Origin of the sequence: Bacillus luti (assembly GCF_009739945.1) — a bacterium.
Taxonomy (GTDB): Bacteria; Bacillota; Bacilli; order Bacillales; family Bacillaceae_G; genus Bacillus_A; species Bacillus_A luti.
Genome location: NZ_CP040336.1, coordinates 969,385 through 984,814, shown reverse-complemented (window position 1 = coordinate 984,814; position 15,430 = coordinate 969,385). Strand labels below are relative to the sequence as shown.

Sequence of the window (15,430 nt, the reverse complement as noted above, 5' to 3'; positions counted from 1 at the left end):
CATTATAACCTAATGATTGTGAATTGTGAAAAGGAAAAGATTTTACTGACATTTCACCTTATTTTTTTGTGCAATTATACAAAAGTACCCGCTCCTCTCCAAGAGATTCACGGGTACTTCTTATCACCGTAGTTTTACCTATATAGTGATTAGTATTTTTCTAATACTAATACATCGTAACCATCTAACATTTTACGACCATCTAAGTAAGTAAGCTCTACTAAGAATGCAATTCCTGCTACAACTCCGCCTAGCTCTTCAACTAGTTTGATTGTCGCTTCGATTGTTCCACCTGTAGCTAATAGGTCATCTGTAATTAATACGCGTTGACCTGGCTTAATTGCATCTTTATGGATTGTTAAAACATCTTTACCATATTCTTTACCATAGTCAACTGTAATTACTTCACGTGGTAATTTTCCTAATTTACGAACTGGTGCAAAACCTACTTCTAATGCATAAGAAACTGGGCAACCGATAATAAAGCCACGTGCTTCTGGTCCTACTACAAGGTCAATATCTCTTTTTTTTGCATATTCAACGATTGCATCTGTTGCTGCTTTGTATGCTTTACCGTCGTTCATTAAAGGTGTAATGTCTTTAAACACAATACCTTCTTTCGGATAATCCGGTACAATTGCGATATGTTGCTTGAAATCCATATTTCTGAATCCTCCTCAGATCTAAAAGGTTTGTAAATACAAAACCTTTACCCTAACTGTTCTACTTCTTTATGATTACGAATCGTTTCAAACCATGTATATAATTGCTGATATGTGCTATAAACCAATTCTTTTTCTAATTGTAAGTGGTTCATTTTCTCACGATATGTGTTCGATTCAATTAAATCACGCTTTTGTTTTTTGTCTGCCATAAAAATGACGCCATCTTTTATTGTAACAAATTCTAACTCAAAAAACACCTGTGTCATGAAATTTACTGTATCTTTTGACCAACCTTTATGACGACATAGCTGTTCACCATATTGTCTTAAAGAAAATGGTGTTTTTTGGTTCAAGAAAGAATAGTACCATTTAAAGTGTTCCCTCGTTGGGATCGTACTAAATAAATGATTATTCTCTTGATAAAATAACGCATAGATTCGCGATGGGAATCCTACTTTAAATAACTCACGTAATTCATCTGTTCCTTTTGGCAAATCGAGTAACACAATATATTGATCATCTAAATGCGTTACTTCGGATGCATGCATGAGCTGCTCCTTATAGTCTTCTAGAGAAAATTTATTCAATACATCTTCCGAAAAATACACCATTGTTATTTTCTCTTTCGGAAGTTCTGCTAAATTCGCTTCTACATTACGCATACTACGCCAATCAAATAATTGCCAAGCCTCTACAGCAATATCTTGTACCATTAATTGTGGCTTTTTAAAATTATTCCATTCATTGATGGATGCCTCTCCTATTACAGATACCTTTGCAACTGGAGAAATTTCTTTTGCATACGCACCAAACCCAAATCCAATCGTGTCTAGTGTTGCTTGTCCATCACGAAGAGCCATTTTCAAATGAGAACCGTCTGATCCAATTGCACGAATACTTTCTAGCTCAGCATCTTTCACTGCAATACGCGGTTTCGGATTTCCAACACCAAATGGCGCCAACTTTTGCATATCCTCAATTGCTGCAAGTGTTACGTCCTCCACTTTACAAAAAGCATCAACGGCTGTAATTGGAATGAAGTCTGCTTCTGTTAAAATTGCATCTGCTTGCTCATTTAAACGGCGACGTAATTCCTCTACATCATTCATATGAAGCGTCATTCCGGCCGCCATTGGATGCCCTCCGAAGTGCGGCAATAACTCTCTACAATCTGACAAGTTTGCAAATAAATCAAATCCTGCAATACTACGTGCTGAGCCCTTCGCTGTTTCTTTTACAGGATCAATACTTAATACAATTGTTGGACGATAAAAGCGCTCAACTAATTTAGAAGCGACAATCCCAATTACTCCTGGATTCCAACCTTCTTTTGCAAGCACTAACACTTTATTATCTTCTGGCGGGAAATGATTTTCAACTTCAGCGATAGCTTCTTCTGTAATTTGTTTTACAATGTCTTTTCGCAGTTTATTCAGCTCATCAATTTCTTCAGCCAGTTCTTTCGCTTCCTCTGGATCCTCTGATAATAAAAGGTGTACAGCCGGCGCTGCATCTTCTAAACGTCCAACTGCATTAATACGTGGCGCAATTGAGAAGCCTATGCTTTCCTCAGTAATTTCACTTTGCGAAACGTTAGCAACTTTAAACAATGCCTTTAAACCGATATTTTTCGTCATGCGCATATGCTTTAAACCGCGCTTCACTAGCAACCTATTTTCACCATGAAGTGACACTAAATCGGCTACTGTACCAATTACTGCAATTTCTAATAAATGTTCTGGCACACGGCCTAGTAGTGCATGTGCAACTTTAAACGCAACACCTACACCCGCTAAATAGTGAAATGGATACACACCACCATCTAGTTTCGGATGAATAATCGCAAGTGCCTCTGGTAACTCTGGCGGTGGCTCATGGTGATCTGTAATAATAAGATCTATTCCGAGCTCCTTCGCTACCTTCGCTTCGTGTACTGCTGCAATACCAGTATCGACAGTAATAATTAATGAGAACCCCGCACTATGCGCCCAACGAAACGCTTCTTCATTCGGTCCATAGCCTTCTGTAAAACGGTTCGGAATGTAAAATTCTACATCTGCACCTAATTCTTTCAGAGCAAGATATAATACCGTCGTACTACTTACTCCGTCCGCATCATAATCACCAAATATTAATATTTGCTCTCCATTTTGAATCGCCTTATTTACACGTTCTACTGTTCGGTCCATTCCTTCTAATAAAAATGGATCATGGAATTCTTGATTTTCTGTATTTAAAAAATCTAAAATCTTATCTTCTGTATCTAGTCCTCTACCGAGGAATAAAGAGATAACAAGAGGTGATAATTGCAATTTACTTGCTAATTCACTCACTCGCTCTTCATTATATTCTTTTTCTTTCCAACGCGTCTTCGGTTGTAACACGAAATCACCCCTTAACCTGTTCATTATACAAGACAGATTAAGGGGTGACAATATAATGCAAACTACGATGCAATATCTGCATACTAAAATGTTAACAATGTTTAATTTGGAGAATACGGATTTATATGTACAAACACATTTTGCACGTTATCTTGTTCCATAAGCTTTTCTTTCACATGCTTTCCGATGCTATGGCCTTCCTCTACAGTAATGTATGGATCTACAGACACTTTAATATCAACAATAACATAATGGCCATGTTCCCTCGCATATAAAGAACCGATTTTTTTTACACCATTCACTTGAAGAACTGCTTCTCTAAGCGGAATAACATCTTCTTCGTGAAGAACGTGATCAAGCGTTGCATGAATTGCCTCCGCTCCAATACTCCACGCCATCTTTGCAACGAGAATCGAAACAAATAATCCCGCAATCGGATCAGCATATACAAGCCAATCTAACCCGAGCTTTCCACCGATAATAGCTGCACAAATACCGATTAAAGCTGCAATTGAAGAAAACACATCTGAACGGTGCTCATATGCATTTGCAATAATTGCATCACTATTGACTCTCTTCCCTAATCGGAATTTATATTGAAACATCCCTTCTTTCACTACAATTGAAAGAATAACAGCAAAAATCGTAATCGCTTTCGGTGGTTCTAGTTCCTGCGAAAAAGCTTTTATAGACGAAATCGCTATCTCGATTCCTACAATAAATAATAATACCGCAACAATAATCGCTGAAATCGATTCCGCTTTACCATGACCATATGGATGATCTTCATCAGGCGGCTGCTTTGCTGCTCGCAATCCAAACAGTACAGCTAGCGAACCAATTACATCTGATGCAGAATGCACGGCATCCGCTAATAGCGCTTTACTGTTCCCAATATAACCAATTACCGCCTTTATAATCGCTAATACGATATTACCAACGATCCCGACAATAGCACCAAACTCGGCCTGTTTAAAACGTTCATCTTTTTCCATAATTAAAATCCCTTCTTTTCTTAACCTATCTTTTTATTTTAACAAAAACAGCGATAACATCACCACTTTCTTCCATTTTCATTTTTAAAAGTTGCTATCTTATTGTATCCACAAACGAAAAAAGAGATGCCTCATAAAGAGACATCATCTGTTTTTATACTTGCGGTTCAGATTCTACTTTCTCAACCTTCTTCTTGTTTTTACCCTTTTTCAAACGACGGTTTTCAAGCATTAACCAAATTTGAGAAGCAACGAAAACAGAAGAGTACGTACCTACAACTAATCCAACAAGTAACGCAAACGAGAAGTTACGTAGTGACTCACTACCGAAGATAAGCAGTGCAATTACTGGGAATAACACTGTTAATACGGTGTTAATCGAACGACCAAGCGTTTGGCGAATACTTGCATTTACGATTTCTTCTAAGTCTTTTATATCGCGAACTCGTTTTTTCTGTTTGTATAATTCACGGTTTCTATCAAACGTAACAATTGAGTCATTAATAGAATAACCGATGATCGTTAATACCGCAGCGATAAACGTTAAGTCTACCTCTAATTGGAAAATACTAAATATAACAATCATAACAAATGCATCATGTAATAATGCAAGTACTGCAGATAATGCGTACGTAAATCGGAATCGAATACTTACGTATAAAATGATAACCGCAGAAGCAATTAATACTGCGATAAATGCATTTCGTGCAATTTCTTTACCGATTGTCGGCGAAACTGTACTTACGTTTGGATCTGTACCATATTTATCGTGGAAGAATGTTTTTGTTTTCGCAATTTCATCTTTTGATAGAACACCTAATGTACGAACTGCGAATCCTTTATTGTCATCTCCAGTCGGTACAATATTCTCTTCCTTCACTTCAATGTTCAACTCTTTAAAATCTTTATGAACATCAGATACAGTAACTGCTTGTTTTGATTGCAAGTCGATTCGTGTACCACTCGCAAAGTCAATACCAAGATTCAATTTGAAAATTGGTAGTATAATTGCGCCTGCAATTACAACTAAAATCGAGAAAACAAGGAATTTATGACCGATATTTACGAAGTTAATACGATCAAATCTTGTCGGTGGATGTACTACACCTTTTGTTAATGGAATAATGTCTTTTTGTTTCACACCAAAGTATCCTGGCTTTTTATCGAAGTAACGGCTCTTTACAAGTAATCCTAATAAGAAACGAGTACCGAATACGTTCGTAACGAAACCAACTAAAATACTTACAATTAAACTTGTTGCGAATCCTTTTACAGAGCTATTACCATAAACGAATAACACACCAGCTGCTGCAAGAGTCGTAACGTTTGCATCTAAAATTGTTGCTAATGAACGATGGTTACCAGCACGGAATGCTGACATCATTGACTTACCAATTTTCAGTTCTTCTTTCAGTCTCTCGTACGTAATAATATTCGCATCAACTGCGATACCTACCCCGAGCACTAACGCCGCAATACCCGGCAACGTAAGAACTGCATGCATCCAGTTAAAGACAAGTAATGTAACGAAAATGTATAGACCTAACATAATAACCGCTACAAGTCCTGGTAAACGGTAGAATACAAGCATAAATAAGAAAATAAGAGCGATACCAATCGCACTAGCGAAAATCGTTTGCTCTAACGCTTGTTGACCAAATTTCGCTCCAACAGATGTTGAATACATTTCTTTTAAATCAACAGGAAGTGCACCTGCATTTAATAAAGATGAAAGTTGTTTCGCACTTTCAACTGTGAAGTTTCCACCTACGATAGATACTTCAGCTTGGTTAAATACTTGACTTACTGTTGCTGCTGATAAGAACTTCGGATTCGGTTTTGCAGCTTCTGCTTTATACGAATCTTTTCCTTCTTCAAAATCAAGCCAAATTACCATTAAGTTCGTTGGTGGTGGCATTTTTGAAATTTTTTCAGTTACTTCACGGAATTTGTCAGCACTTTTTAGTGTAAGACCTACGCTCGCACGGCCTTGCTCATCAAATGTTTGCTTCGCTCCGCCGCCTTTTAAATCCGTTCCGTCCATAAGAAGGTTGTCATCTACATCACGGAATGTTAATTTCGCTTGTGTTGATAACATCTCACGTGCTTTTTGCTGATCTTGTACACCAGCAAGCTGTACACGAATTCGATTTTCCCCTTCAATTTGGATGTTCGGCTCACTTACACCGAGAACATTGACACGATTTTCAAGAGCACCTACTGTACTTACAAGCGCCTCTCGGTCAATTTTGTCACCTTTTTTGGCTGGTTTTACTTCATACAGAATTTCAAAACCACCGCGAAGGTCTAGTCCTAGACTAATTCCTTTTGCTATGTCTTTTCCTGCCGCACCAATTACTCCACCGATTAATAAAACGATGAGGAAAAAGGCAGCAATTCTCGTACCACGCTTTGCCATATGTACCCTCTTTCTGCTACTAACACTTTCAATAAATCTCTTACGATTCACTGCTATACGTGTGCATATGCCTAGTTAGTAGACTTCCTTTCTATAGTTTTGCTAGCCCATCACTAGCTATGTCGGTAAGCCTTACGGAATACCTACACTTTTATTATTTATTTTTCGCTTCACTACCTCCTTTATATATAATCTTAGACATCATTAATTCCTCTTTATCAATACCTATCATTATACTGCAAAAGGAAGAACAAACCAATTGCAGTCAGTTATTTATTTTCATATTCATCAAATGACCAAAGTGGCGCTTGATATGCTTCAACAGTTAAATAAGTCATATATTCATTAGCACTTACTCTTAAGACATCATTTACTAATTCATATAACCTAACATCACTGTCTATCTTTTTCCACTTTTTCACCTTGAGAAACTTCCAAATATCATTATCTGTCACTCGGTCATAACCGAACATTCGAAACTCTTCTACTTTACTTTCTAAAACGACTTGTAACTGTCCGCGGTATGATTCTACCAAAGCCTCTTTATCCAACATATATAACATCTCCTTCTTATTTCAGCACGAAAAGTCGCTTTTACTCCCGCTCTAATGGACAGCAATAACTACTACTTTCAAGAGCATTCATACTTCACTCTCTTAAATGCTTGTCATTCTTGTCTCATACGTGCATATAAATTATTGTAAATCATTCCACTGATTTTGAGAAGGTAGGAGAAGAGTATGACGAGACAAAGCTTTTTAAAAGGTGCATTTATTTTAATGATAGCTGGGTTTATTACAAAAATCCTTGGATTTATTAACCGCATTGTAATGGCACGTATACTAGGCGAAGAAGGCGTTGGCCTTTATATGATGGCTGTTCCCACCTTCATTTTAGCAATTACATTAACACAAATCGGCCTTCCTGTTGCAATCGCAAAATTTGTAGCAGAAGCGGAAGCGGTGAATGATAAACAAAAAGTCAAAAAAATATTAACTGTCTCCCTAGCTGTTACATCCGTTATTAGTATCATTTTAACAATTGGGATTATGCTCCTCACACCCATTTTAGCAAAAACATTATTAACCGATGAAAGAACGTACTACCCGTTAATGGCTATTTTGCCTGTCGTTCCTGTTATTGCAGTTTCTTCTGTTTTACGTGGTTATTTTCAAGGGAAACAAAATATGAAGCCTAGCGCTTATGCTCAAGTTATAGAACAAGTTGTCCGCATTACAATTATCGCTATATGCATTCGGTTATTTTTACCTTACGGCGTAGAATATGCTGCAGCTGGTGCTATGTTATCAGCCGTTCTCGGTGAAGTTGCATCGTTATTATTTTTACTCACTTTATTTCAGCGCGAAAAACATTTATCTATACGCTCTAGATTTTTCACTACTGTAAAGGAAAGCAAAGGGACATTTTATTCTCTTATGGATATTGCCCTTCCCACTACAGGGAGCCGTTTAATCGGTTCCATTTCATATTTCTTTGAGCCTATCGTCGTTATGCAAAGCTTAGCGATTGCCGGCGTTGCTGCCTCTGTCGCAACCCAGCAATACGGTATCTTAAACGGTTATGCATTCCCGCTATTATCACTGCCAGCCTTTATTACATACGCCCTTTCTACAGCACTCGTTCCATCTATTAGTGAAGCGATGGCTAAAAGACAGCATAAATTAGTGGAACACCGATTACAACAAGCTCTTCGGATCTCATTAATTACTGGTGGGTGGTCAGTCGTTATATTATACGTATTTGCTTCTCCTGTTTTAACTCTTATGTATGGATCGGATAGTGCAACAGCATTCATCCAACTCCTTGCACCTTGCTTTTTATTTCATTATTTCCAAAGCCCGCTTACCTCTGTTTTGCAAGCTTTAAACCTAGCACGAGCTGCAATGATGAATACATTTATTGGCGCCATCGTGAAATTAATCGTTATTTTTGTACTAGCTTCAAGGCCAGATTTTCAAATGATGGGGGTTGCACTGGCCATCGCGGCAAATATAGTAACGGTAACCTTCCTTCACTATGCTACCGTTTTAAAGAAGATTACATTTACCATCTACGCAAAAGACTATATTTTTGGCGGGCTTGCCATCGGTATTGCAGGTAGCTTCGGCTTTTACCTTCATAAGTATATTGTTTTTTCTCATTCACTCGGTGTACAAACGTTATGGGAAATCTTTTTAACAACAATCGTTTATACCATCCTCCTCTTCACTTTCAAACTGATTCGAAAAGAAGAGTTAAGCCGGCTCCCTATCATTCGTAAACTTTCATTTTTGAAATAAACAGGCTTACTATTTCATATGGTAAGCCTCTAGTTTTCTTTTAAATCAACAAAAAATTGTCCATTTTGAAAGCTACAGTACAAAACTTTTGTTACATCGTTATAACCTAAGTTTTTTAATTTCCCAATGAGCCATTCGTCTGTATGTTCAATCATTTGCAAATGACTAAATTGAATTTCCCCATCAATAATAAGCGGAAGAGTAAACTGCAATGCATCCTGTTTACCTTTTTGTTTTTGAAAGACAGATAACTTCCCAGATGGTTCTAAAATAGCGTATTCTACATCTCGGATATCTCCGACTCCCTGCTCCCTTAATTGCATCATTAAATCATCTATATTATAACGTTGCTTTCTCATCTTCTTTTCATCAATCTTTCCCGCATTTACAAGAATAGCTGGCTCTCCTTCTATTAAATGCCGAAATCGTTGATACTTTAACGAAATAACTGACAAAATGATTTGTATACACATAAGAAAAGTCATTGGAACTAATTGGTGCCAAAGTGATTTATCCGTATTTTCAATTGCGACTACTGCCATTTCACCAAGCATAATGAATACAACTAAATCTAATACACTTAGCTCTCCAATTTCACGCTTACCCATAAGACGAAAAATAATTAAGATGATGATATACAAAAGCATCGTCCGACCAATGATTGATACCCATTCCATTTCTACATCTCCTTTTTACATATAGACTCCCCTTTAAAAAAGAAACTAGTCTAACTTAAGCAAAATGAAAATATGCTTGTATTAAAAAGGAGGAATGCATAAATGGATGGAACGAAAAAATTATCAACAGCAATTGGTTTCGGTATTATTACCTTATTAATTCTTGCCTCTATTACAAGTATGGTCATGGCTCTTTTATTAAGGTTTACGAATATTAGTGAAGGAACATTAGTAATTACAATTTTTATACTAGCCCTCCTCTCCATGCTTATGTCTGGATTTATCGCTGGAAAAAAGGCACAAGGGAAAGGTTGGCTAGTAGGTTTCACGACAGGACTTACATTCACTGTACTTGTTTTTCTAGTTAACTATTTAGGCTTTTCTCAAACTTTATCGAACTCACAGTTACTTTATCAATTAGCATTAATGGGTGCGAGCACACTTGGTGGTATTTTCGGTGTAAATATGTCAAAGCAAACTAACTAAAAAAAGGCCCTGCACATTTCATGCAGGGCCTTCCTCATTAGTTTTTCACAACTTCACGAATCGCATTGCGATCGAAAGTTAAGTGTGAACCACCAGATTTAACAACGATTTTCGTTTCGTCTACTGATTCAATTGTACCGTGTAAACCACCGATTGTTACGATAGCATCACCTTTTTTTAACTCATTTTGCATTTGAGCAACTGCTTTTTGACGCTTTTGTTGTGGGCGAATTAATAAGAAATAGAAAATCGCAAACATCGCAACGATCATAACGATATTCATCATACCTGCATTCATCTTTTGTTCCTCCTTTTAAATTATGTATTAGAAGTTTTTAGCATTCGGTTTATTAAAGCCATACTGTTCAAAGAATTCTTCGCGGAAATCGCCAAGACGGTCTTCACGAATAGCTTGTCTCACCTGCTCCATTAAGTTTAACAGAAAATGCAGGTTGTGATAAGACGTTAAACGAATTCCGAACGTTTCATCACATTTCATTAAGTGACGAATGTACGCACGAGAGTAATTTTTACATGTGTAGCAATCACAGTTTGGATCAAGCGGACCGAAGTCTCTAGCGAATTTCGCATTTTTCACAACAAGACGACCTTCACTTGTCATACATGTACCATTTCGAGCGATACGAGTTGGAAGCACACAATCAAACATATCAATACCACGAATTGCACCATCAATTAACGAGTCAGGAGAACCTACTCCCATTAAGTAACGTGGTTTATTATCTGGAAGAAGTGGTGTTGTGAACTCAAGTACACGGTTCATAATATCTTTTGGCTCCCCAACAGATAAACCACCTACAGCGTAACCAGGGAAGTCCATTGAAACAAGGTCTTTTGCACTTTGACGACGAAGTTCTTCAAACTCCCCGCCCTGTACAATACCGAATAAACCTTGATCTTGTGGACGTTCATGCGCTTTTAAACAACGCTCTGCCCAGCGGCTTGTACGCTCTACAGATTTCTTCATATATTCAAAAGTAGCTGGGAATGGTGGACACTCATCAAATGCCATCATAATATCTGAACCTAATGCATTTTGAATTTCCATCGCTTTTTCTGGTGATAAGAATAATTTATCTCCATTTAAGTGGTTACGGAAGTGAACGCCTTCTTCTTCAATACGGCGGAAGTCACTTAAACTGAATACTTGGAAACCACCAGAGTCCGTTAAAATCGCGCGATCCCAGTTCATAAATTTATGCAAACCGCCTGCTTCACGAATAATTTCGTGACCTGGACGCAGCCATAAATGATACGTATTACTTAAAATAATGCCAGAATCCATTGCTTTTAATTCTTCTGGTGACATCGTCTTAACTGTTGCAAGTGTACCAACCGGCATAAATGTTGGTGTATCAAATGAACCGTGTGGCGTATGTACACGTCCTAAACGCGCACCCGTTTGTTTACAAGTTTTAATAAATTCATAACGAATTGCTGTCATAATTTACTCCTTTTATTTGTTTCCCATTTTAGCGTGAGATGCAACGAACATCGCATCACCGAAGCTAAAGAAACGATATTTTTCTTTTACTGCTTCATTATAAGCATGAAGTACATTATCTCTATTTGCAAATGCACTTACAAGCATAATTAATGTTGATTTTGGTAAATGGAAGTTTGTAATTAAACCATCAATTGCTTTAAATTCATAACCTGGGTACATAAAAATATCTGTCCAGCCAGAAGCAGCACAAAGCTTACCGTCATGATCTGTCGCAATTGTTTCTAACGTACGAGTTGATGTTGTACCTACTGTAATAATACGTCCACCATTCTCTTTCACACGATTTAATAATGCCGCTGTCTCTTCAGACATATGGTAATATTCTGCGTGCATATGGTGTTCTTCAATCGTATCTGCAGAAACTGGTCTAAATGTTCCAAGCCCTACGTGAAGTGTAATAAATGCTAACTCAACGCCTTTTTGTTTTAACTTCTCCAGTAACTCTTCTGTAAAGTGAAGTCCTGCAGTCGGCGCTGCTGCTGAACCGATTTCTTTCGCATATACTGTTTGATAGCGATCGCGATCTTCTAGCGTCTCTTTAATATATGGAGGAAGTGGCATTTCTCCAAGTTCATCTAAAATTTCATAGAAGATGCCGTCATATGAAAATTCAAGCTGACGTCCACCTTGATCTGCCGTTCCTGTGCAAGTTGCTTTTAATTTCCCTTCGCCAAAAGAGATAACAGTTCCTTCTTTTACACGTTTCGCTGGCTTAACAAGCGTTTCCCACTTATCGCCTTCTTCTTGTTTTAAAAGAAGTACTTCAATGTGTGCGCCTGTATCTTCTTTCACACCGTGCAAACGAGCTGGCATTACTTTCGTTTCATTTAAAACTAAGCAATCCCCCTCATGTAAGTAAGAAAGAATGTCCGTAAAATGTTTATGCTCAATATCACCGGTTTCACGGTCTAACACCATTAATCTTGATGTTTCACGCTCTTCTAACGGGACTTGCGCAATAAGTTCTTCTGGTAAATGAAAATCAAACAGATTAATATCCATAACTGTATCCACCTATTTCTTATTTGAATCGATTTATTATATACATAATAAAAGATAATACAATACTTAACACAATACATGTAATGATAGGAAAATAAAAGGTAACGTTTCCTTTTTTCACAAAAATATCGCCTAGAAGTCTTCCAATGAACTTCCAAGCTAATCCAACAACGATAAGTAAGATACCTGCTGTAATAAGCAATTTCGGCATCTCCGTCATACTTTTGGCATCTCCATTCCGAAATGCTCATATGCAAGCGGCGTTACGATTCGGCCTCTTGGCGTTCGTTGTAAAAAGCCAATTTGTAATAAATACGGCTCATACACATCTTCAATCGTATGAGATTCTTCTCCAATCGTTGCCGAAACAGTCTCTAATCCAACTGGGCCACCACGGAATTTTTCAATAATACCAAGCAATAATTTATGATCGATATGATCGAGTCCTAATTTATCTACTTGCAATAGTTCTAACGCCATTTGTGTGATTTCCATTGTAACCGTTCCGTTACCACGAACTTGTGCGAAATCACGTACACGTCGTAATAAACGATTTGCAATACGAGGTGTACCACGAGCACGTCTTGCAATTTCTAGTGCGGCTAACGAGTCAATTTCAACTTCGAATACTTCTGCTGTACGTTCAACAATCTCAGAAAGCTGATCTACTGTGTAATACTCTAATCTTGAAAGCACACCGAAACGGTCACGAAGCGGCGCTGATAATGCACCTGCACGCGTCGTTGCCCCAACTAATGTAAATGGAGGTAAGTCTAATCGTACAGACCGTGCTGACGGTCCTTTCCCAATTACAATATCAAGACAGAAGTCTTCCATCGCAGGATATAGTACTTCTTCAATTGATCTATGCAAACGATGAATTTCATCAATAAATAATACATCCCCTGGCTGAAGTGCTGTTAAGACAGCAGCTAAATCACCTGGTCTTTCAATTGCCGGTCCTGAAGTTGTTCTAACATTTACGCCCATTTCATTTGCAATAATATTCGCAAGCGTCGTTTTACCAAGCCCTGGCGGTCCATATAAGAGCACATGATCTAGCGTTTCTTCACGCATTTTCGCCGCTTCAATAAACACCTCTAAATTATGTTTCGCCTTATCTTGGCCAATATACTGACGGAGCGTTTGTGGCCGTAATGAATATTCTAAATCCACATCTTCATATGCAGATTCCCCTGAAAGGAGACGTTCGTCCATTATACTCACCTCTTACCATTTAGTAAAAGACTAAGTGCCTTTTTAATATACTGATCCGTCGTCAATGATTCTTTTAATAACTCTGGTACAACGCGAGAAACTTCTCGTTCTGCGTATCCAAGTGCGCGCAGAGCTTCTAGCGCCTCATCCAGCTCAGCTGATGAACCTTTCTTCTCATCGAAACGTTCTTCGTCTGAGAATAAATCAACAAATGCATCTGGTACAACATCTGCTAGTTTTCCTTTTAAATCTAAAATCATTTGACGCGCGGTTTTCTTTCCGACCCCTGGGAACTTCACTAAAAACTTCTCATCTTCATGTTCAATCGCTTGAACGACCTGTCCTGTTTGACCAGAAGCTAAAATTGCAAGGGCACCTTTTGGTCCAATACCAGATACACCTAACAATTTTGTAAATAATAAACGCTCTTCACGTGTTTTAAACCCGTAAAGTGCCATAATATCTTCTCTCACATAATGATATGTATAGACACGGATTTCTTGCTTACTTCTTTGAAATACATACGGATTCGGTGTGAAAATTTGATAACCAATTCCATTATGGTCAATTACGACATATTCCGGTCCTACATACTCCACGTAACCTGTAACATATTCAAACAAAATACGATCTCTCCCTCTTAAATCATGTATTCCATTTTAACATATTTAATGATAGAAAAGCGAGACTGCCCCAACAAATGTTCTCTATTTGAAACTTCTGTTATTTTCCATTGACAGAAAGGTTGAAGCACATTAATATACAGAAGTCGATAATGATTATCAATACTAATTAAAGGGGTTACATCAGGATGAAACAGAAGGTATTTATTTTATTTACTATCATGCTAGTTGTTCTTTCTATCGTTGGCTGTTCTTCTCAAAAGGAAGAATCAAAAGCAAGAGAACAACCAAAAACAAAAGTTGTAAAACACGCTAAAGGGGAAGCTACAATTCCAGTAAATCCAAAGAGAATTGTTGATTTATCTGGATCAACAGAAGAATTATTACTTCTTGGACACAAACCTGTTGGTACAGCAAACACATATAAAGATAAAATCCAAAATCATTTAACAGAAAAATTAGACGGCGTAAAAGCAGTAGGTTGGTACTGGGCACCTAAAGTCGATTTAGAAGCTGTTACTGCTTTAAAACCAGACTTAATTATTTTAAATAATCGTCAATTGAAAATTTATGATCAATTAGAAAAGGTTGCACCGACAGTTGTTCTAGAAACAAACTTAGAAGATTGGCGCGGTAAGTTTAAAGAAGTAAGCAAGCTATTTGACGAAGAGAAGAAAGCTGATAAATGGATTGCAGACTACGATAAAAAAGCAGACTCTTTATCTAAAAAAATTAAAGAAAAGACAAAAGATGAAAACTTTATGTTCGTTGCAGTTACACCACAAAACTTCCGTGTATACGGTAGCTTTGGATACGGTGACATCATCTTTAACGACTTAAAACTTCCAGCAACAAAAGGTACAGATTTAAAGCAAACGATGGCGCAAGTATCACTAGAAGGTCTTGTTGCATTCCAGCCTGACCAAATGTTCGTTGTAAACTTCGGCGGAGAAGCTGATAAAGTGTACGAAGACTATAAAAACAGTGCCGTTTGGAAAGATAATAAAGCAGTAAAAAGCAATCACGTATATGAAGTATCAAACGAAGTATTCAATACGAAAGCATTCAATCCAATCGGAAAAGATATGCTACTTGATGAAATCGCAAAACAAATTTTAGATAAAAATAAATAA

At 37.5% G+C, this 15,430-nt stretch carries 15 protein-coding genes; 3 read left to right on the top strand and 12 right to left on the bottom strand.

The window, feature by feature from the left end:
* Window positions 1-149: 149 nt before the first annotated feature.
* The 5 genes from EUC40_RS05055 to EUC40_RS05035 all read right to left on the bottom strand — a co-directional run bounded on the left by EUC40_RS05055 (window position 150) and on the right by EUC40_RS05035 (window position 7,017).
* Entirely contained in the window at window positions 150-662 is a 513-nt protein-coding gene (locus EUC40_RS05055; protein ID WP_000346220.1) for an adenine phosphoribosyltransferase, read from the bottom strand.
* Between the two features lie 47 nt (window positions 663-709).
* A complete protein-coding gene (gene recJ, locus EUC40_RS05050; protein WP_156573943.1) occupies window positions 710-3,049 on the bottom strand; it encodes a single-stranded-DNA-specific exonuclease RecJ in 2,340 nt (779 codons plus the stop codon).
* Window positions 3,050-3,150: 101 nt separating this feature from the next.
* Window positions 3,151-4,044 carry a cation diffusion facilitator family transporter gene (locus EUC40_RS05045; RefSeq protein WP_156573941.1) on the bottom strand — a complete coding sequence of 298 codons (894 nt, stop codon included), beginning with the start codon at window positions 4,042-4,044 and terminating at the stop codon, window positions 3,151-3,153.
* 154 nt (window positions 4,045-4,198) lie between these two features.
* Entirely contained in the window at window positions 4,199-6,463 is a 2,265-nt protein-coding gene (secDF, locus tag EUC40_RS05040; RefSeq protein ID WP_156573939.1) for a protein translocase subunit SecDF, read from the bottom strand.
* Window positions 6,464-6,732: 269 nt separating this feature from the next.
* On the bottom strand, window positions 6,733-7,017 hold the full coding sequence (locus EUC40_RS05035; RefSeq protein WP_000884550.1) for a post-transcriptional regulator: 285 nt from the start codon (window positions 7,015-7,017) through the stop codon (window positions 6,733-6,735).
* A gap of 186 nt (window positions 7,018-7,203) precedes the next feature.
* Here EUC40_RS05035 and spoVB point away from each other — a divergent pair, with 186 nt between their 5' ends.
* Window positions 7,204-8,763, top strand: coding sequence for a stage V sporulation protein B (spoVB, locus tag EUC40_RS05030; protein ID WP_156573937.1), 1,560 nt, complete (start codon window positions 7,204-7,206; stop codon window positions 8,761-8,763).
* 29 nt (window positions 8,764-8,792) lie between these two features.
* Here the strand turns inward: spoVB and EUC40_RS05025 are convergent, their stop codons facing one another.
* Entirely contained in the window at window positions 8,793-9,440 is a 648-nt protein-coding gene (locus tag EUC40_RS05025) for a DUF421 domain-containing protein (protein ID WP_156573935.1), read from the bottom strand.
* Window positions 9,441-9,542: 102 nt separating this feature from the next.
* On the opposite strand from EUC40_RS05025, the gene EUC40_RS05020 reads away from it, so the two are divergent.
* Window positions 9,543-9,926 carry a TIGR04086 family membrane protein gene (locus tag EUC40_RS05020; RefSeq protein ID WP_000349140.1) on the top strand — a complete coding sequence of 128 codons (384 nt, stop codon included), beginning with the start codon at window positions 9,543-9,545 and terminating at the stop codon, window positions 9,924-9,926.
* A 37-nt stretch (window positions 9,927-9,963) separates the two neighbouring features.
* Here the strand turns inward: EUC40_RS05020 and yajC are convergent, their stop codons facing one another.
* The 6 genes from yajC to ruvA are packed head-to-tail and all read right to left on the bottom strand — an operon-like array spanning window position 9,964 to window position 14,297.
* The gene (yajC, locus tag EUC40_RS05015; RefSeq protein WP_071712910.1) at window positions 9,964-10,224 is read right to left on the bottom strand and encodes a preprotein translocase subunit YajC; all 261 of its coding nucleotides are present in this window, start codon (window positions 10,222-10,224) and stop codon (window positions 9,964-9,966) included.
* 27 nt (window positions 10,225-10,251) lie between these two features.
* Window positions 10,252-11,391: a tRNA guanosine(34) transglycosylase Tgt gene (gene tgt / locus EUC40_RS05010; RefSeq protein ID WP_000125362.1), complete on the bottom strand. Its 1,140-nt coding sequence runs from the start codon at window positions 11,389-11,391 to the stop codon at window positions 10,252-10,254.
* Between the two features lie 12 nt (window positions 11,392-11,403).
* Window positions 11,404-12,456: a tRNA preQ1(34) S-adenosylmethionine ribosyltransferase-isomerase QueA gene (queA, locus tag EUC40_RS05005; protein ID WP_000354028.1), complete on the bottom strand. Its 1,053-nt coding sequence runs from the start codon at window positions 12,454-12,456 to the stop codon at window positions 11,404-11,406.
* 19 nt (window positions 12,457-12,475) lie between these two features.
* Window positions 12,476-12,676: a DUF2905 domain-containing protein gene (locus EUC40_RS05000; protein ID WP_064472646.1), complete on the bottom strand. Its 201-nt coding sequence runs from the start codon at window positions 12,674-12,676 to the stop codon at window positions 12,476-12,478.
* Window positions 12,673-13,674 carry a Holliday junction branch migration DNA helicase RuvB gene (gene ruvB, locus EUC40_RS04995; RefSeq protein WP_000344468.1) on the bottom strand — a complete coding sequence of 334 codons (1,002 nt, stop codon included), beginning with the start codon at window positions 13,672-13,674 and terminating at the stop codon, window positions 12,673-12,675. The genes EUC40_RS05000 and ruvB overlap by 4 nt, the downstream gene beginning before the upstream one ends.
* Before the next feature lie 5 nt (window positions 13,675-13,679).
* The gene (gene ruvA / locus EUC40_RS04990; RefSeq protein WP_000464508.1) at window positions 13,680-14,297 is read right to left on the bottom strand and encodes a Holliday junction DNA helicase RuvA; all 618 of its coding nucleotides are present in this window, start codon (window positions 14,295-14,297) and stop codon (window positions 13,680-13,682) included.
* Window positions 14,298-14,485: 188 nt separating this feature from the next.
* Between ruvA and EUC40_RS04985 the strand changes: the two genes are divergently transcribed.
* Complete coding sequence (locus tag EUC40_RS04985; RefSeq protein ID WP_156573933.1) at window positions 14,486-15,430, top strand: iron-hydroxamate ABC transporter substrate-binding protein; 945 nt, start codon at window positions 14,486-14,488, stop codon at window positions 15,428-15,430.